The sequence below is a fragment of the Salirhabdus euzebyi genome (assembly GCF_014207435.1).
Taxonomy (GTDB): Bacteria; Bacillota; Bacilli; order Bacillales; family Alkalibacillaceae; genus Salirhabdus; species Salirhabdus euzebyi.
In genome coordinates this window covers 134,705-154,787 of the sequence record NZ_JACHGH010000003.1, presented here as the reverse complement: position 1 = coordinate 154,787, position 20,083 = coordinate 134,705, and the positions used below count along the sequence as shown (strand labels likewise).

Here is a 20,083-nt window from a genome sequence, read left to right as displayed (position 1 = left end):
ACAAATTTTTTCAACTATAAACTTCTTCTATAATAGTAAAGCTACATTAAACCATTTTGCTAAACTTTACATTTACAAATCTTCACTGAGATATAAAATAAACTATGTTGATACTCTAAGGGAATCTATTGAATTTGATTTACTACCTTGATTATGATTTGGTGACTAAAATGAAATAATTTCAGTATGTTCTCATATTCCAAGTTATCTCCACTACTTGTCCATTTGATATTATCTTTATTTATATTTGTTCGTTATCAATCCAAAGAACTTGTAAAGATGATTCTTGTTATTTAATTCTCGGTTAATTATTAATAAATAATTTTGTATATCAATTAGAGCTTCAATTTTCTTTATGAGTAAATGGTTAATTTTATTTGTTAATTTATCTTTATCAAATAAATGCGGGTTTCTATTTATGGTATTAACTTCTGTATCTAGAATCCTTGCTAATAATCCCCTAGTCAGAAAATAGTTGTTTAGATCTTTGGGGAACTCCACATCTAAATATGTACCGTAATGGTTCATCAAACTAAAAAAAGAACTATGCGATTTTTGAATGACAAAAGGAAATACATCCTTATTATCAATAATAAACGTATTACTATATTCGTTTAACTTTTCAATTTCTTGAATATCAGAGAATAATTTCAATTTAGAATTAGCTTTTTGTATATAGATAGGATTTTTACTTTGTGAGTATTGTGAAACATCGTTAATTAAATCATTCTTTGCAATGAATAGCTTATTAACATTTTCAAAAAAATCATAACTTATTTTTGATAGATACATTCTATTTTGTTTATGAAATTGAATTTTAAGTTCAGCTTCTTTTTTAAAAATGTTATTTTTTGCTCTTATTAACAACCCTTTTTTACTGATATAAAATAATGAAAAAATAATTCCTAAGAAAATAATAATTAGTGGTAAAAGTTTTAAATTTTCTACTGTTAAAAGGTTAAGATAGTTATTCTTAATTTGATTTAATACTTCAAATTGAATATTAAATGTAGTCTTCAGGGTGATTACAATAGCAACAATTAAGAAAATATTTATTGAAAACACTTTCTCCATAAATTCCGAAAAAAATTTATTTCGTTCTAATATGTGTTTCCTTAGCGGATCATTTTGATATATTGATGAACCAAAAATAGGAAAATAAGGAGTAATTCGATTAAATATACTCTCTATCATTTTACGTCTTTTAATCCACTTAGTTAGTTTAGACAGATTACCTAAATTTTGTTCGATTTTTTTTCTATGCAGTTCTATTAAAGAATTTCTAACGTAATTTAATATTGAATTTATTACAAAAATCATGAAGAAAAATAAGATGAGAACAGATATATATATATACAAGCAAAGTTCCATAAAATAATAAACACTATCAAAAATTCGCCTCCATTTTTATGAGTAAATAAAACATTCCTTTAACCTAAATAGTAATACGAAAGTTTATAATAATCATGAATAGTAGATATATTCCAGATTACAAATATAACAATGACTATGTTAATCGCAATAGATATAATTTGATAAACCTCCATAAAATTATCACTCATTAGTGATAATTAGAATTTCGACTATAATTTTATTTTCCTTTCAATTTATAAAGTTGAAGAAGCTTTGATAAGAAAGAAAATAAGGAAAAATAATTAGTTCACTTGTAATTATTAGGCACTATTATTCTGCCTTCCCGGCCTTAGCAAATCTTCCCCCCTAATACCCCTTTGGTATCTTCTTTTGACAGTAGAGAAATGTAATCCTACTTCTTTGGCCCACTGATTCATTGTCTTCTTCTCACCATTTATCTCAATAAGGAATTTGTGGTCATATATTGAGCCTACTGGAGCTAATAAATTTTCTTCTTTACAGCCGGTATAAAGCCTTCTTTGTAATGTCTTATATGGTAATCCGCTTATTTCTGCCCATTCAGATACAGTTTTCGTTTTTCCTTTAATTGTGATATATCGGCTCGTTCTTTTATTTCTTGCTTGTTCAAGACCTGTACTCCATTTACAGTTTTTCGGTTCATAATTTCCATCTACATCTATGCGGTCTATTGTTAAACCTTCTTTATAACCATTTTTCTGCGCCCATTCCTTAAACACTTCAAAATCGGCCCATTTATCATATACAGCAATACCTCTACCACCATACCTTTCATAGTGATTTAAATTTTCATTTTTACACCTTTGAATCATTTGAGTCCAAATATTATATAACCTGGAGTATCTCATTCCGTGCGTTTTATTTGCTTCTTGAATTTTTAGAAAAACGCAGTTACCAGGATAGTACCCGTCTTCCTTGTCTTTTCTGACTAATTGCAGCCCTTCTTTATAGCCGTTTTGTTCAGCCCATCTCACAAACGTCACAGGATCATCTTTCCATTCTTCACAAATCCATATTTCTCCCTTTTTATGATGATTATCTTTGTTGCTGCTGTAGCATTTGGAACGCATAGACTTCCAAACCTTATATACTTTGGTTCCACTTAATCCGTGTCTTTTACCCAATCCCAATGTAATCACCTCAATCTATATACTCTTAACATAGAAAAACTATATATCATTTCTTATCCCTTCATACCACAATTTTAAAATTTATTTTAGAGGTTTGATAAAAGAATTTATTAAGAAATTGTTAAGTAAAAATAATCTTATGGAACCTAACTAATAAAATTAGATAATTAACAAAATCAAGTGGCCAATTAGCTTCTACGATTTTCTTATCATCTAAAAACATAGATTTAGATTCAAATGAATATATTATATAATTCGTTATACACGTTTGCCCATCTTATGATATTTAATTGTATATATATCAGAATTCACGTATATGGTTTTTTTGTTCTGATAATGTCTACTAATATGGACATTGTACTTTGACAACAACCACCTAAATTTTAATTGTAGTTCAGATAATAATAATCAAAGATATAGGAACAATAATTACTTTTAGAAACATTCTTCGACAATTACTGTAAAATTCCTCCAATAAAAAAAGATATCCTTAGAAGCATTTGGATATCTCTTTAGAATTTAATCATCCATTCTTATTACTTAGTATATTTGTACTACGCAGCAAATGGCATTTTTTGTTATTTTTCTTTTCAATACAATCAGGCGCTTGTGTTTTAAAAATTATGAAATGAGATTAAAGATTGGGTAAATATCTTTTCATACCATTAATAACTAAATCATTTCCTTTTTGTAAGAGTCTTAGTATCAATTCACAATATTCCTTATTATTCACTCCAAAATAACCACCTATTGAAGTAGATAAACCTTTTTCATTAAATACTCTTAAAACCTCTGAATAATCTTTAGAATCTAGAATAGTTTGATATTTATATTGTATTGATGAAGTGATTTCATTTAGGTTAATATAATCATTTATATTTTGTAATTTTTGTTTTATTGATTGTATATTAGCTCCTGATACATCATACGTTGTTAATTTATATTTCACTTGTGATGAAATCGCCTTCGCCAACTGCTGTGAGAACTGATTTCTAAAACGTTCTTCTAAAACATAATTTTTTGCTTTTTCTATCCGATCTTTATCCTGAAATGCAAATTGTTCATTTACAGATTCTAAAACTTCTTCAATACAGAATAAATTTTCAACCTCAGCTATATTTAATACAAATATATCATTTGACCTTAAATATTCTATTTCCCGATCACCACGAAAGTCTCTATCAATTATTCCAAATGCTTTCAAATGATGCAACTGATTATTAGAGTTCATTGCTTTTGTATATTCAATAACATTAAGAGAACTTCCACAGGGTACTATATAATAGTCATTATAAATTTCTCTATATATAGCAGTATCAAAGCTGTCTTCAGTACCTTCAACAAAAATAGTGTTTTTCCTATTCCCTAAAATGTCCAGTAAACATTGCTCAGGCAGTTCGGTTTCAGAATTAACGAATTCCCATACCCAATTCTGTCCATTATATTCTTTTACCCATAGTTTTTTCGCATATTCGTGTGAAGCTGCAAATTGTGTATCGTGAGTAATATAAATAAAAAAACAATCGTTACGAACATCTTCTATAGCTTTCCATAACCGATTCATAATAGATCTATGTATATGTACTTCAGGTTCATCAATTATAATAATTTTATTATTTGGGACAGCTAAACATTGTGCAATTAGATACAAAGCAACTCGCTCTCCATCACTCATGTCTATACCTTTGTAGTTATCTTCATTATATTCAACTACTACTTGTGCATCCTCTATTTTGATATTTCTATGGGGATAAATTTGACACCATATATCATATAACTGATCCAGAACTGTTATTGGGACCTTTTTATGTGGCTTACCTTCAAGTTCTCTTTCCTTACACTCTTTAATGAAGATTTCATTTTGTAAATTTCGCTTAGCAATAATTGCTGATAATGCTGCATCAAAATCGTTGACCATAGTAGTAGTATATTTCCCCCAATTCCAACGATGTCCTTTTCTTTGATTAGGATCTCCTTTCTCTTCCCCGAAAAACAATACATTCTCAGACTGCTTATAACTTTTTAATTCGATAAAATCTTTAAAAATTAAGGACCTTTGCGCACTCACTCTATGAACATTTTCTAGATCTTGTTGCTCAATCCAAGCACCTAATCTACTTTTTCCAGAACCATTAGCCCCAATCATAACTAAAGAGTTTGTCTTAAACTTTTCTATTTTAATTTGATTTTCTTCCCCCGGTAATTTCACTTCAAAACTCATAACATATGCCCCTTTTTATGAAGTTTGATTTCGACCTATAAAACGTGAAACATAAGAAATACCTTTATCCCATTTGAGGCTATATGTAATACCAGACGAACTTTTCTAATAAAAAAAGTATCATATCTCCATTATTTAAAAATATTGGTATAAACAGCAGTGTTCCTGATGAAATCCTAATTATCTATTGAATTAATTAGCTGTACTACAAGCCTTTAGATAAAAGTCAAATTTTTGTTTTGCATCTGTTAAAGACCCTAAAGCAAAATAACCTTCTTTTGTTGAACTTACACACGCGATTAAAGGTGAAGATAAAAACTCTAACATAAATTTTATCTCCTCTAAGGTTGGAGCTGGCTCAAATTTTTCATGATGTTTTAACAAATGATAAATCTCTCTAGGTTGAATTATACCTTCTGTAACTGGATCATTACTTTCATTAGATAAACACTGCATAATTGCTTTTAATAATTTTCCTTCTCTGATAACCTTATTTCTATCTTCCTTTATGACTTCTAAATCAACGATCCCTTGTTGCATAAATATTTTCTTATAAGCATCAGATTTAAGAGGTACTTCCTCATGCCACCTTATAAGAGTTTCAAGTCTTTCGATATCAATTAAAGTAACTTTATGTTTTTCTGCTCTATCAATTAGTCTTTCACCTTGGAATTCATGTCCTACGACTACTGAAAAATTCGCTTTATGTTTAAGTTTATGGTCAGTTAATGTATCAAAATTAATTTGTCCCTCTGTAACACAACCACTGTATGTTGACTTAGCATCAATGGCTACTGAATATGCATATCTTGGAGCTGTTGGTGCCTGCAATAATATATCAGTTTTACCTGAACCACCAAGCCATTCAGCCTTAAATCCAAGCAAACTAAAGCCTTCTCTGAGTGCTTTTTCAAAACGATCCGGATCAGATGAATCCCTAGATGATAACCTAATCTCATTTAGATATTCATCAAGATCTGTATTAATTTGATTATCCGATATTTCAGTTTCATTCTTATTTTGATCAATTTTTTGATATCCAAATTGTTTGAGCTTATCACAAAAAGCCTTGCCACGCTCAGTTAAGCAGTAGGCATTTATACCAAACTCTTGAATCAATCTAGCGTTTCTTAAAATAGTTAATCTTTTATTAATTTCTGATTTATTTTCACTCGGAAACCCGTAAGAAACTTTTGATATCACCGCTAGTTGTTTTGAGTCAAGATCTTTTTCCAATAGTTCAAATAAAATCTCAAATGTAAATGAGTATTTATTATGAATACAACATGCAAAATTCAATTCGTAGTTATGTGCAGTTATTTTTTCACCTAACTCAGTTGTTTTATAGTGAGTTCTTGACTTTCTTTCTATAAAACCTAAATAATTAAGATTAGAAAGCAGTGACTTTGTTGAAGTGTCCTTTATTCCATATGTCTCTATTGAATAATTAACAATTTTTGATATATCTGTAGGGTTACTCATCATTAACAGATAATCAGATACTGTGTCATGAACTGAACTTAAACTTCCTGGAAAATAACCAATACTTGTTTTCCTAATATTTAATTCCTGACTAGACAAATCGCACATATCTATGGCCCAATCTGAGACAGGTAATTTTTCTTCACCCTTTGTAGTATCAATAGATGAAACAAGGTCTTCGGGAAGAACATATTCTAGCTCTTCTAGATGTTTTTTACCTAAGTTTGTAATTGAATATAGATAAGTAAAATCTTCATAGGCGACTAACCCTAGATCTTTCAACCAATTTAGACGTGCCAAAATTTCTGATTTTGTTTTCCAATTCAAATTATATTCTTTTTTAGCTATTTCCTGTAATTCACTTATTTGTTTTGGATTAGATTTCAACGCAACTAATATTTCTGAATAAAAACGAATATTTGCATTAAGTAAAGCTGAAAGATATAAGTTATCTTCTGATTCCAACCAGGTTTTAGCATTTGGGGTTACTTGCCAAATTCCTTCGGCCTTTCTAACAAAACCGGAGGGTCTCAACCTCACACATAAATCCTCTAGAGTTTTATTACTATTACTGCCTTCGACTTTGATTACTGTGTTAAAAGGGGTATTTGCTAATAAGGAAATTAATATCAATTGCAAAGTCTCTGGAAACCCATTACCTCTCGGGATATTTGGCATAGAAAATACTTTAGCATCCCAGTCTCTGGGTTTTGGATATGTACTATTTTTAATCTTAGACATTATTCATCCCCCAATTGTATTTTCAGACTCTTGACAATAAAGATAAGATTATTATAGTCTTATAAACCATTTTAACATAAATATCCAGAAACATTTGCCTATATATTTAGTGAATAAAACTATAAATAAAAACCCGGTTTAATAGGAGAATGTTAACTTGTCCTAATACTAAAAAACGGGACATAATGGGTATTACATGAATTAACTTCCTTTAAACTTATTATAGGAAATTGCTGTTGATGGGTATGGTAATATTGGTTCATAATCATACCACCACTTTCCATGACCAGGATATTTTCCATTATTAACAGTTTTTCCAACTATTTTTAGAGGTCTATCCCCAATGATCTTTAATACTTCCTTAATTCTTTTATTATACTTACTTTCTAGAATTCCATTATAAGATCCCCATGCAGCAATTATTTCATCATTAGCTTCATTGTATTGTGACAAATGCTCTTCTATTAAATTATTATTTTTCTCTCTAAATATCAATTCTTCATCTGATCCTATATATTCCTTTATATTTGAAGCAGTACCATTTACAATTGTAAATAAATTTAGGATTATTACTTTACTAAATCTTTGTTCTGCTTTATATAGATAGTCAAGAACTTTATATAGGGTATCATCAGATATTTTCTTTTTATGATATTCTTTACCAGCATCACTAGGGTTTTTCATAAATACCAAAACATTTCCTCCGTTGGGCCTTTGTTTGAACGGAATTGTTAAAGAAAATCGATGACATATCGAATTGTTTTCAATATTATTTGTAGGATTCACCACAATATTTTCTTCATCTACATAGCTCGAAAAATATACATGTGCCATATACTCACCTACTAACATTATGATTCTAAAAACTTCTAATAATGTAAGTCTGTCCGTCCATATGCCGTGATGTATTTTGATTCTATTATTTGTCATTTTCGAGGTATTATTGTTCTGCTTCTTCTAATACTTTCCTAGCAATCGAAATTGAAATTCCGGTTCGCTCAGCAACTGAATTAATTCAATTTTAATGGAAGATATCTTTTAGTTTTTAATAATAACCTCTCCTCCAAAGCCTTCAATTTCTTTTATTTCTGATTTATCACTAATGCATTCCCGCAATAATGGTATGAACTTGTTTTCTAATTGACCTGTTGCAACTTTTGCTCTTCTCTTCTTTTTACTTAAGTTCTTCGCTTCAAGGACTCTTACACAAATGTCTTTATGTTTAGGTGTTAATATTAAACCATCGAGTTCACATTCAGACAGCTTGTCATCATTTATAAACCTTAGAGATCCTAAAAAAATTATTATTAGACCTCTATAAGATATAGACTCTAGGCACGCTTTTACAGTTTTTAACTCATGTAAACCATCTTTGTCGTCAGGATTTCTTTTTTGGAAGCTTTTTATGTAATCATTTAATTTGTTTAAAGTATTTTTACTGCCATTTTCTATTATAAAAGGTGAAGCATTTCTCGGATAATTAAATTCACAAAAAAAGTCTTTGGTTAATAGATTCCTAAAAAGATATGTAATAACTTTCTTTAAAACAACTTCTTCAAGGGGCCCATTATTCACTGTATTATTAGAGTATTTATGATACTGCAAGTAGTCGTCAAGTGCTACTCGTATAATCTTATTACATTCTTTAATTAACCTAATATCGGTTAACTGCTTATTTATTGAATAGACTGTTCTATATTTTGAAAAACTCGGTGAAAAGTTATATGAAATATAGCAATTTTTACCTAACTTCCTACTAATTTCTAATTCTTTTTGAAAAACATCTATTGGGAAATAATCTCTCTGATTTATAAAATAAGTAATACTGAGATTTTTATTCCTATCCCAAGGAATATCGTTTTCTGATATTTTATATTCTTCATAGAAAGGTGACTTTTTTTCATCGGTTATAAGCATATTAATTTTTGCAATTGCTTTAATATTAGTGTTTTCTTCAAGGAACTTATTTACTTTTGAATATATATTCATGCTTCTATATGTGCTCATTAATGAAGCATTATTTTCTAGATATAACGTGTCCTCTAATAAATCAGTTATTCTATCAAAAGCCCCCATAAGTCCAGAAGTATTTTTACTTAGTTCATCAATAAATAAATTTTCATTGAACAATACATTTTGCAGACTAATAGAAATAGGAATGTGAGAAAAATGACTATCTAACACTACAAATGAAACTTTTCTAACTTTTGAGTATATATCTAACCACTTGTCATTTTGTTTTAATAATATCTTCTTCAATATCCGCTCACAGATAAGTCTATAGTCATTAAGCTTTTTAGATCTTGATAAAATAAATAAAGTATTAATCCATTGCATTTTATTGTAATCGGAATTAGATAATAATCTATCTAATAAACTCTTTCCATCTTTTTTAATCCCTTTTTTTAGACAATTTTTTAAATTATGCTTGTTTGTATATAAGAAATGAAACCAAACTTTATTACTAGAAAAAGTATCTTTGAAATGGCCTATATTCCCAAATAAAACTATTAATTCGAGTATTTCTCCACCTGTTATGTTCTTTACATTATAATTTAATTTATCAATACCTAAGACAGAGAAGTTAAATTTTGATCCAAGCCCCCACTCGCTATTATTCTTAATGAAATTTATTAACATAAATTGTAACAATACATATTCATATCTTGTGTAATGTGCTCCATTATGAATAAATCTTATTGCTCCTAGTTGATTAACTCCTTTTAATCTACCTTCAATTCTTAACTTATTGTCACTATAAAGAGAGCTAACAAATGGATAGACTATAGGCGTAACTACCCCTATGCCATTTATATTATATTCTATACTTAAACATCGATTTTCCAACCTGGAACCACCACCTTTAAAATATACCCTACTATTTTTCAAAATGAATTAACGCTATAGCAAATCTTTTATTTTTCCATTGAGCTAAATAAAAAAGACACATATTAAGTTCCATATGCTTAGGTTTTGTTTGATCCCTATAATCGGTTTTTTCAGTAATATAATAGAACTTCGAATACTAGGAAATTGGGTTACTATTCTTTATTTCCTTAAAAAATCTTAAATAACTCGATAAATATTTTTGTCTATTAAATAAACTGGATCACTATTTCTAACCATTATGTATACCTCATTAGAACTAAAAGGTAATTCTCTAATCCTTTCAATTGCATTATCAATAAACCGTTTCATATCTAAATTCCAAATTTCTAAATAATAATAAACATCCAATAAAATAATAATTGCTACACCATTGTAGTTCATATGTGCTTTTTTCTTTGCATTTAAGATAACTTCTTCAAGATAATTATACGCTTTCAATTCAAGGTCTTTAGTGTCGTACATTCTAATTTTGCTATATCCACGTTGATTAATTAATTTTGCATCTTCCCTCTCATCTTGACCATAAATAAAACCAGTTATTTCATATTTTTTCTCTAAACCCGAATCGTACTTAACAATAACATCATAACTTTGATTACCAAGTACTATTCTAACTTGTGCATTATCAGGTACATACTTTGATTGACTAAAAAGATATATTGGATAAAATTCTTCGAGAAATTCTTTATACTTACCTATTTTTAGACGAGCTAAATCATTAAGGGCTTTATTTGAAATGATTTTTGCTTTTTTACCCTCAAAATAAGCCCTCATTTGTTGTGGTGTACGAAATTCATCTAGGTCCTTAAAAAATTCATTTGAATTAATCATTACCTCTTTTTCTCCTCCATTACAGCATATAGAGATTTTGTACTACTTCTTATAATCCATGTTATAGGATCTACGTTTATCACTTATAAAACATTCTTCGACAAATACTGTAAAATTCCTCCAATATAAAAAGAGATGTCCATAAATGCATGAAAACATCTCTTGAAAATTAATTAGTTTTACATTTACTTCCACACACTTAATGATTGTTTAATAGCTCTTTCTATCGCGTAATAGTCTCGTACTACGCAGCAGTTGTTCTGAACTTTTATCATTTTCTTCTTCAACATTCGCTCGTTAATAGTACAATAACAAATAACTCTATCACCTGACCTATTTAACAATCTTCAGGTTAGAAATTCAATGCTAATTCTATCAACTTTTAATTCCGCATACTCTCCATTTAGGTACAAACCCTACAATCTTATACCCATTTATTGCAAAGTAACCATTTCCTCTATATGTTCATCTATCCTTGCTATAAGTGTTTGTTATTCCATTACTTTATTCCTCTCTCCATGTCTAAACTAACAAACTAATTCATAATGGTGCGTTTAGAATCTGGATCTCATTACACTAATGGCTTTTTACTTCAAAAAGAAACTAACCATGTATAACCTTGTCACAATTGTGATCCAATACTTAACAATCCTTATTTTACTTCCATTCGGGAGATGACGGTATCCGCATGAATCCAACTGTAGTTAGATTACTATACTTCAGCTGGCACTGAACATGAACAATAGACGTAAATTTATTATTCTCTGAAGTAACTTTTTGAGGCCTGTATAGTTCCATCTGTTGGTACTAAATTCCATGAGATCAGTTGGTATCCCATCTATCTCTCTTAATACTTACTGTAGTATGAAATTGACGACTGAAACGAACTATATTATAGAGTGCTTCATAGACATGAGAAAACATTGTCCATCCATGTCATTATCCAAAAATAGCAGGGAATTTATAATCTACTAAAAACAATAAACATCACTATACCTAGTATCCCGACTATTATAAATAAATCGTTTCTTTTGTACCATTTTTTAATTTTTCTCATCTTCTTAAGAACCATTCAAACCACCTCCATTTCAATTTTTCTTCCGCATTAACTTTAGTGCACAATCTAATGTATATTCATAAATAATTCATACCAGGAAATAACAAATTAGGTGTGAAAAGGTTACTACCACGCTCAATTATCAGTAATTGGTTGTATTAATTACCAGATCCCGCTATTATACCTACTATAATATTTGGTAACACAATCAATTTCCCCTCTGCATAATTGAGCATTTATTAAGATTTTCTTGTGTAATTAATACTCACTAAATTTATCATTTAACTGTCAAACATTTGACTAAATGCTATTCTGAGCTCAGGATTCTATGATTTCCCCTTTAACTAATACTACACTTTAGTCTAATTAAGTCTTTTACATTTAGAATCTTTTCATTATTAGATTAGTTGCTTAGAACCATTTTCCTTTATCACATAGTTCATATAATCAAAGTTATATGAACTAACTATTACATACTTCTATAAAAACAACACTTCGATAATAACTGTAAAAATCCTCCAATTAAAAAGAGATATCCTAGTCTTTCGACTTATCGATAGCTCTTTATGTACTAAAGTTTATTTAGTAAATTATTATAATTGTTAAATATCATTATAGTGCGCAGTAGTTTTGTACTACGTAGCAACTGGATTTGTTTTTAATCTTGCTTATTCAACATTAGCTCTCGTTAATTAAATAATTTTTTAATTATTCCCAATCAATATATCTCGGGTCTCCACCAAATAATTCATCAGCTATTAAATTACCATCTTTATCAAAAGCCCTAATAGTCCATGTATCCTCTGAATATTCGTCAATTACAAATAATGCATAGCTATCTGTTACTTCTTTTAAATAGTATTCGTCAATGTTTTCTCTTACATCATCAAGCGATAATTTATATTTATCCGATGGCCTTAAACCCTCTATATGGTTTCCAAGTGCAATATACTCAATTTTAGAATCTTTTGCAGTTTTTATCGCAACTAAAAAATCATCATCATCGCCAATTCCACTGGCTTGAAACGGTTTACCTTCTTCTACCGTATAACCCCATGTACCACCATCATACCGGTACAGAAAGCCAAACTTCTTTTCTATTTCTGCAACTCCAAATGTCTTATGAGTTTTATCTTCAAATAATACCGCTTTTGCATAATCGCCAATATCACTTGAACGAATCATTTTAACATCGCCTGGCACTGCATTTATCTCTTTAAAATGTAATCCTGAAAAACTACCGATTAAGAATAAACCTAAAATCAAAAAGACAACAAATAAAACTTTCTTCATCTTCTCCTCCCACTCACTTGAAAATTACCGTAAATGACATTATCACTCTTGCACTAAACTGCTCGTTAGTTTAAGATCACTATTTCACAAACTAACATTTCTTCTCTACTAAATTTTAACAGAAAATTTAGAGTTGTTGTTCTTTTTTTCCATAAATGTGGAAATAATTCCTTTAAACCATCAAAATATATCGGAGGGATAAAACCGTGCAACTTACTAAAGTTTGGGATACATACAAAGCAGAAAAACGTATTGAAGGGTTTTCACCCTATACTATAAATGCTTATCAACTGCAAGCCAACCTCTTAGTCCGTCACTTCCAAGATATTAGTCCCCAATCCATTACAACTCAAGGAATTAAAGAATACTTAGCTTCATCCAGCAAAGGATTAAAACCATCCAGTCTTGCCCACCGTGTTCGTTTCATCCGATCTTTTTTCCGTTGGTTACATGAAGAAGGCCATATAACAACGAATCCAGCTGCCAAAATCAAGGAACCAAAAGTAGGAAAACGAATCCCAAAGTTCTTAACAGAAAGAGAAATTGAACATTTAAGGGAAGGTTGCTACACCACAATGGAGAAGGCATTGTTTGAATTTATGTTTTCCACGGGATGTCGAATTGGTGAGATTGTTTCATTAAATAAAAATAGTATTAATTGGGGCAATCGTTCAGTGATTGTAAGAGGAAAAGGAGATAAGGAGCGAGAAGTGTATTTTAATATCAGATGTGATATTTGGTTAAAACGTTACATTCAAGAGCGTACAGATCAAGATAAAGCCATATTTGTCACAGAGCGAATTCCACACCGAATGAGCATTGCCCAGATGAGATATGTCATAAAACGGATATCGAATCAAGCAGGTATTGATAAAACAATCCACCCTCACCAATTAAGACATAGCTATGCAACTCATCTATTAAATAACGGCGCTCCTCTTGATGTTATACAGAGTCTACTTGGGCATGAAAAAAGTGAAACCACTCGTATCTATGCACAGTTGAGTGGAAAACTGAGACATGAATTTTATAGGAAATACTTTTAGTCTAATACAAATTTAGGAGTGTTTAAATAAGATACCTTATTTCATGTATAGGGTATCTTGCGTCTTTTTAGGGATATTTCGTTTGCTGCGCAGTAAAAGTCTACTATGAATTAAAAGAGTGAATCTGTACTTTGTACCATGTATTAGAAGTGTATTTTTTAAATGAAAGTAAGTTCATATAATCGCTATTATATGAACCAATGCTATATGCTCTATATATAGGTTCGACAATTGCTATTAAATCCCTACAAAATCTGTTAAATTGAGTTTTAATAAAAATTTCAGAATCGTGCTTCCCGGGAATTTATATTTGATTAAATAAAAAGAAGCGGAAGTCCATTACGAACATCCGCTTAGCGAGCCTAAATCGTTAATTATGTGATGAACGATTTTTCTATTTTTAAACAAATAATATTATTCTTTACAAATATCTATATTACTAGAAAAGAGATTTTCTTTCTGGTGCTCAAAACACTAATTTAATAAATCATAAAAAAGCTGAAGATTTTCCATTCCTGATCTGATTTTGTTATCTTCCATATCTTTTACAACACTTATCACTCGGTCATTAAATGGTGTATCTACTCCTACTTTTTCACCATAATAAGTAACCACCCATCTGAAACAGATATTTCTGGGATCCCATTTTGCATGGTGCAAATTACACCGTCTTTTTCTAAAGATCCAGTAAGATTTTCTACCACTTGTGTATTATTTATTTGTTTCGTCATTAGAAAAATAATATCGTATTTTTTTTCCATTTCATTTGGGAGTAACGCATTGACTTTTTGTGTGAAATTTACACTACCAGATATAGTTGCACCATCACTTTTTAAAGCCTCTACATGTAATTCGTTCCTAGTAATAAGGTCTATGTTTTCTCCAGCTCTTGCAAGGTAAGCTCCTAACACCGTTCCCATGGCACCAGCACCATAAATCGCAACTTTCATTTTTAGTTAACCCTTTCTTCTTATAAAATGTTTGTCTCCTTCTTTCATAATCTTTTCTTTAACTACACCAAATTATGGATACTACTAATGTGTAATGTTCGCTAATTACTGTTATATACCTCCCAATAAGATGGTTTATATGTTATGTTTTCGGGAGTTGGATATACTTGGCGAATGATTTTTAATAAAAAAGCGGAAGTCCTCAAGACGCCACTTAATATATACTGTTAAATGATAAAGTTTATTATACTTAACAAAATTCCCCTGATAATTTAAGCCTGTAAGAACCATACATTTGCTTTTTAAAACTTCCATCCCAAGTCATGAGATCTAATAAAGATGAGACATATACAAATATTTCTTTTCTAAGAACGCTATTTCCACCAATTATCAATCAGTAATTAAACTATATTAGTGATCTATATTTAACAGATCATGATTTTTGGAAAGAAATGTACCTTAAATGGTTAGTTTAGTTAACAACTATTTGGGAGTTTTTTATATACCTATTTTTTTACTAGATATAAGGTCATTTACTAAAAATCGCATAAATATGGTTCATTCGTCAAAAAAGTATATTTAATGCTTATTGTTGCTAGCTAATATCTATATTTCGATATTGTTTCCATAAGTTATTCAGAATTATTTTTAAACCTTACAATTCACCATAAACAAAGTTGCGATTGTTGAAATTTGCAAATAGTAAAGGTAATCTATCTTTTATATGATTTAACCCTGCATAGTTCTTCAAAGCCCATGCGCTTATAAACCTTTTCCCCTTGATCAGAAGACTGTAAAATAGCATATTGGTAACCTTTCTTTTTAGCATCTATTAATGGTTTTGTGGTAATCTTTCTTCCATAGCCCTTCCTACAGTGTGCTTTCTGTGTTCCTACATTATAAATACCTGCAACCCCTGCATGATAAAAAACAGAGGAAATACAAACTGGATTACCATTTGCATAACCAATATAGTTAATTAAATCCTGGTCAAATCCATTTGTTAAAACTGTTTTTAAATAATCCTCTCTTGCTGTATCTGAAAGTTGATAAATTTCTTTAAATAAATCTGCTAGCAAAACCGCTTGTTCTTTATTTTCTACCCTTTTAACTTCTAGATCGTTATATTTTTCTTCCTGAATTTCATCTAACTTTATTCCCATTGCAGCATAATCTCCAGCAAGCTGGAAGTCATGTTCTATTAATCTCTTTACCAAGTTTATCGGAGAATTAGTCCAAACTTCCCAATACAAAGGAGAGCCTACTTCTTCATATAGATTACCAATATTTTTTATTTCATCCTCTAAGTATTCTGAACTTGAATTTGTTACTATTACTCGGTTGACTATTCTTAGGGGGATTTTACTAAATAACCCTTCAATTCCTCTTCTTTTAAAATAGTGAATCACACTACTGTTCTCACTTGACATTTGAAAAAAATCTATCAGACTTCTTTGGTTTGCTTTTATTAGTTCTTCTTTGGTTGCAACTTTAAGAATATCCATCATCAAATTCCTCCTTTAATTTAATATTCATGGTTTCTTCTATTAGCGTACCACAAAAAGATTTAATTAATTTATAATATTCTGAATTATCAATTCATTTTACAAAGCAATTCTAAAACTAACTTATTTATAGATTACATCGTTTGTTGTTCTTTAATGTCACTCAAATCACGAAGAAAGTGCATAAAATGATATACAAAAAGAACCCACTACTTTAAGGCCTGTGCGGCTAGGAGTGGGTTCTACGTTTGGTTTGGACTTGTACATCTAATCAAAGGTAACAGTCTTTGATTTAGGATCAATGCTATATATTACATCCTTCCTTTCAATAACAATTTGGGTTTTTTCCCTTAGACTTTTATCTTCTGAAATAGCTGTTAATAATTCTTTTGCAGGATTAATAGCAATAGGATTACCAACATGTTTAAACATGGTTAAATCACCATTTGTATCCCCATACGCATAACTTTGTGTTAAATCGATTTGATGCTTTTCAACCATTTCTTTTATGGTCCTCTCCTTACTAACGGAATCCCACATAGGTTGAACTTCACCTGTAAAGAAACCATTATCATCTATGTGATAGGTTGAACCACAGTAGTCTGTAGCATGATATTTCTCTGCCATTTTCGCGACCAAGAAGTCAGGACTACCAGAAATGAATATTACTTTATAATCATTTTCTAAATGCCAGTTTATTTGTTGTCTAGTGTATTTATATACCCTGTCTGCTTTAAGTCGAATAACTTGCTTCGCAATAAATTCAATGTCTTCTTTTGAAACATTAGTCAAATGTTCAACATAGATCTTACTTACATCAAGTAGATATACATCGTAATTACCTTGCCGCTTATCCCAATCCTGAAAAGTATGTATAACTTGATCATGCCATACAGATGGCGAAATGATTTCATACTTTATAAGTCTTTTGAAATGTTCGATTAATAAAGAATCACGGTAAAAGGTACCATCAATATCAAAAAATGCTGCTTTATTTTTAGTCATTTACTTCTCTCCTATCAGCTAAATCGAGACCACATTTTCAATAGCAATGTGAATGCCTATAATATATAGCAAACGACACTCCTTAGTAAAATGCCACACATTATTTTAAAGAATTATTTTTTGTTAGGCAAATTTATAAAGTCCCCGACTTTCTCAAATACTCTTATATCTTTCTTTTTCTATCTTTAAACATAATGTACAATCCTGCTTTTATAAACAAAGGAGGAAGTGGACTTTCAAACTTTACAATATCAATCATTAACGTATCTGAATCAGAATTAGAACTAAACAGGTGACGATGCTTCCACGAGCTAAACGGGAAGCAGGGTTCCACTATAATATCTTCAAATACTTCCTTCTCTTTCCATTGTGTAAAATATGAATTCCAGCCTGTTTTCCAAATACCAAAGTTTAATTCTAACTTCACCGTTTGCCCTTCTGCCACCTTGGAAGAGCCTTTCACTTTTATTCGTGGGAATGAGGTGATGTTTACTAAATTTTCAGTTGATTGAAAGAATCCCCAAACCGTTTCAATAGGGAACTCTAATAAGGTATTGTAAGTGAATGTTCCTTTGAATTTCATCTTAACGCCCCAATTTTAAAGTGATTCTTTTTTCCAAAAGCATGAGAATCTATAGTAATTATACATCACCATATGAAAGTTATATATAAATCTAAATGAAATCCGTCCTTAGTAAAGAAATAATCGATTTAAAAATAACTTTTTATTAAAATAAATAGAGAACACTTAATAAAGTGTTCTCCCAAACCAGCTAACTCTCATTATACTTGGTTTACTTAAATTTCAATCACGATAGGTACGATCATTGGTTTTTTCTTCGTTTGTCTAAATACATATTGTTGAATAGCTTTTTTTAGTTCTTTTTTCATCACATTCCTACTCGTTCTATTTGCTTCTTGGAGCTCGTTAACGGTTTTCTTCGTTAGTCGATTAACGTCTTTTCGGAAATCAGTGAAATCATAAGCTCTATCCACTAATCCACGAGAAATGGTTTCTGGGTCTGAGAGTAGTTTGCCTTCTGTTTTATTCATTGTTAAAACAATGATCAGCATTCCATCCTCTGAAAGCTGTTTTCGGTCTTGTAAGACAAAATCACCAACACTACCGCCAACTCCCCCTTCTACGTAAGTATTCCCTGTTGGTATCCTTCTGGTTTGACGGGCAATGCTTTGTTCAATGTCAAGAACATCACCATTATTCATGATGAACGTGTTTCCTTCCTCTACTCCAACGGATTCTGCTAACATTCGGTGATGGTGTAACATTCTTAATTCACCGTGTATAGGAATAAAATATTTTGGTTTCATTAATGTTAGCATTAGCTTTAAGTCTTCTTGATAACCATGTCCGGAAACGTGCATGCCGGATGTACTTCCTGATCCATAGATTACTTTCGCTCCAAGTCCGAAAAAGTTGTCAACTATACTCGTGATATTTCGTTCATTCCCTGGTATTGGACCTGCTGCAAAGATAACCGTATCTCCAGGTAAAATGTTAACACCTCGAAAATTTCCAGTAGATAAGCGAGAAAGCGCGGCCATCTGTTCCCCTTGACTCCCAGTACATAAAATAGCTACCTGTTCGGGTGGAAAATCATCAATTTCAGTTTGGTCAATTAACATTCCATCAGGGACATCTAAATAATCTCTTTCCATTGCAACCCCTACAACATTCAACATACTTCTTCCAAGTAATGCGAGCTTTCGGTTTGTTTTATGAGCGGCATTTACGATTTGCTGAACACGACTTATATTAGAAGCAAAAGTAGAAAAAACAACTTTGCGTTTAGCTTTTCTGCAAGCCGCTTCTACATGATCCCCTACCATTTGTTCAGATGGAGTCAATCCAGGGCGTTCTGCATTCGTACTTTCAGATAAAAGCAGCAAGACTCCTTCTTTACCGATATCAGACATCCGATGAATATCCGAATGCTCATTGTGCTCAGGGGTTAGATCAAACTTGAAATCCCCTGTATGTACAATATTGCCCTCCGGTGTGTGAAAGACTATACCTAAGCAATCTGGAATACTGTGATTCACTTTGAAAAAACTTACATTTATTTTCTCGAATTCCAATGTTGAGTGTGGGTTGATTTCAACAAGTTCACTTTCCCTTAAAATTTTATGCTCTTTTAGTTTAAGTTCAATTAATCCTAAGGTAAATCGTGTAGCATAAACGGGTACATTTAGTTTTTTTAATAAAAACGGAATTCCTCCAATATGGTCTTCATGTCCATGTGTTACAATTAGTGCCTTCACTTTATCTTTGTTTTCTTCTAAGTAAGCGATATCAGGGATAATCAAATCAACACCTAATAAACTTTCATCAGGGAATTTGTTACCACAGTCAATGATAATGATATCGTTCCCATATTCAATTGCATACATGTTTTTCCCGATTTCATGTAAGCCACCTAAAGCGAAGACAGATAACGTATTCTCTTGTGTACTCAAATTATCTCCTCCATCCTACTAATAGATTTTTACTTAGTATGTCCTTAAGGTTTTCCTTTATCAGTG

Annotated in this window: 14 protein-coding genes; 1 reads left to right on the top strand and 13 read right to left on the bottom strand. The window is 30.6% G+C overall.

All coding sequences use genetic code 11. The features are described from left to right. Positions 1 to 237: 237 nt before the first annotated feature. From HNQ94_RS05935 to HNQ94_RS05900, 8 genes are all read right to left on the bottom strand, one after another. Complete coding sequence (locus HNQ94_RS05935) at positions 238 to 1,194, bottom strand: hypothetical protein (RefSeq protein WP_174495326.1); 957 nt, start codon at positions 1,192 to 1,194, stop codon at positions 238 to 240. A 479-nt stretch (positions 1,195 to 1,673) separates the two neighbouring features. Beyond that, positions 1,674 to 2,522: a hypothetical protein gene (locus HNQ94_RS05930; protein ID WP_174495325.1), complete on the bottom strand. Its 849-nt coding sequence runs from the start codon at positions 2,520 to 2,522 to the stop codon at positions 1,674 to 1,676. Between the two features lie 634 nt (positions 2,523 to 3,156). Further along, positions 3,157 to 4,743 carry a DUF4435 domain-containing protein gene (locus HNQ94_RS05925; RefSeq protein WP_174495324.1) on the bottom strand — a complete coding sequence of 529 codons (1,587 nt, stop codon included), beginning with the start codon at positions 4,741 to 4,743 and terminating at the stop codon, positions 3,157 to 3,159. A gap of 192 nt (positions 4,744 to 4,935) precedes the next feature. Further along, entirely contained in the window at positions 4,936 to 6,966 is a 2,031-nt protein-coding gene (locus HNQ94_RS05920) for a hypothetical protein (RefSeq protein ID WP_174495323.1), read from the bottom strand. A gap of 201 nt (positions 6,967 to 7,167) precedes the next feature. Next, positions 7,168 to 7,800: a DUF1643 domain-containing protein gene (locus HNQ94_RS05915; RefSeq protein ID WP_174495322.1), complete on the bottom strand. Its 633-nt coding sequence runs from the start codon at positions 7,798 to 7,800 to the stop codon at positions 7,168 to 7,170. Positions 7,801 to 8,004: 204 nt separating this feature from the next. Beyond that, positions 8,005 to 9,813: a hypothetical protein gene (locus HNQ94_RS05910; RefSeq protein ID WP_174495321.1), complete on the bottom strand. Its 1,809-nt coding sequence runs from the start codon at positions 9,811 to 9,813 to the stop codon at positions 8,005 to 8,007. Positions 9,814 to 10,032: 219 nt separating this feature from the next. Beyond that, positions 10,033 to 10,686 carry a hypothetical protein gene (locus HNQ94_RS05905; protein WP_174495320.1) on the bottom strand — a complete coding sequence of 218 codons (654 nt, stop codon included), beginning with the start codon at positions 10,684 to 10,686 and terminating at the stop codon, positions 10,033 to 10,035. A 1,765-nt stretch (positions 10,687 to 12,451) separates the two neighbouring features. After that, complete coding sequence (locus tag HNQ94_RS05900) at positions 12,452 to 13,036, bottom strand: hypothetical protein (RefSeq protein WP_174495319.1); 585 nt, start codon at positions 13,034 to 13,036, stop codon at positions 12,452 to 12,454. A 206-nt stretch (positions 13,037 to 13,242) separates the two neighbouring features. Here HNQ94_RS05900 and HNQ94_RS05895 point away from each other — a divergent pair, with 206 nt between their 5' ends. Further along, positions 13,243 to 14,082, top strand: a complete 840-nt coding sequence (locus HNQ94_RS05895; RefSeq protein ID WP_174495318.1) for a tyrosine-type recombinase/integrase — start codon at positions 13,243 to 13,245, stop codon at positions 14,080 to 14,082. A gap of 587 nt (positions 14,083 to 14,669) precedes the next feature. On the opposite strand, the gene HNQ94_RS05890 is transcribed toward HNQ94_RS05895, so the two are convergent. The 5 genes from HNQ94_RS05890 to HNQ94_RS05870 all read right to left on the bottom strand — a co-directional run bounded on the left by HNQ94_RS05890 (position 14,670) and on the right by HNQ94_RS05870 (position 20,017). Continuing rightward, the gene (locus tag HNQ94_RS05890; RefSeq protein ID WP_174495317.1) at positions 14,670 to 15,032 is read right to left on the bottom strand and encodes a ketopantoate reductase family protein; all 363 of its coding nucleotides are present in this window, start codon (positions 15,030 to 15,032) and stop codon (positions 14,670 to 14,672) included. A 713-nt stretch (positions 15,033 to 15,745) separates the two neighbouring features. Beyond that, complete coding sequence (locus HNQ94_RS05885) at positions 15,746 to 16,540, bottom strand: GNAT family N-acetyltransferase (protein WP_174495316.1); 795 nt, start codon at positions 16,538 to 16,540, stop codon at positions 15,746 to 15,748. A 264-nt stretch (positions 16,541 to 16,804) separates the two neighbouring features. Further along, entirely contained in the window at positions 16,805 to 17,542 is a 738-nt protein-coding gene (locus HNQ94_RS05880) for an HAD family hydrolase (RefSeq protein WP_174495315.1), read from the bottom strand. A gap of 163 nt (positions 17,543 to 17,705) precedes the next feature. Continuing rightward, the gene (locus tag HNQ94_RS05875) at positions 17,706 to 18,125 is read right to left on the bottom strand and encodes an SRPBCC family protein (protein ID WP_174495314.1); all 420 of its coding nucleotides are present in this window, start codon (positions 18,123 to 18,125) and stop codon (positions 17,706 to 17,708) included. 215 nt (positions 18,126 to 18,340) lie between these two features. Then, complete coding sequence (locus tag HNQ94_RS05870; RefSeq protein ID WP_174495313.1) at positions 18,341 to 20,017, bottom strand: ribonuclease J; 1,677 nt, start codon at positions 20,015 to 20,017, stop codon at positions 18,341 to 18,343. Between the last annotated feature and the right edge of the window lie 66 nt (positions 20,018 to 20,083).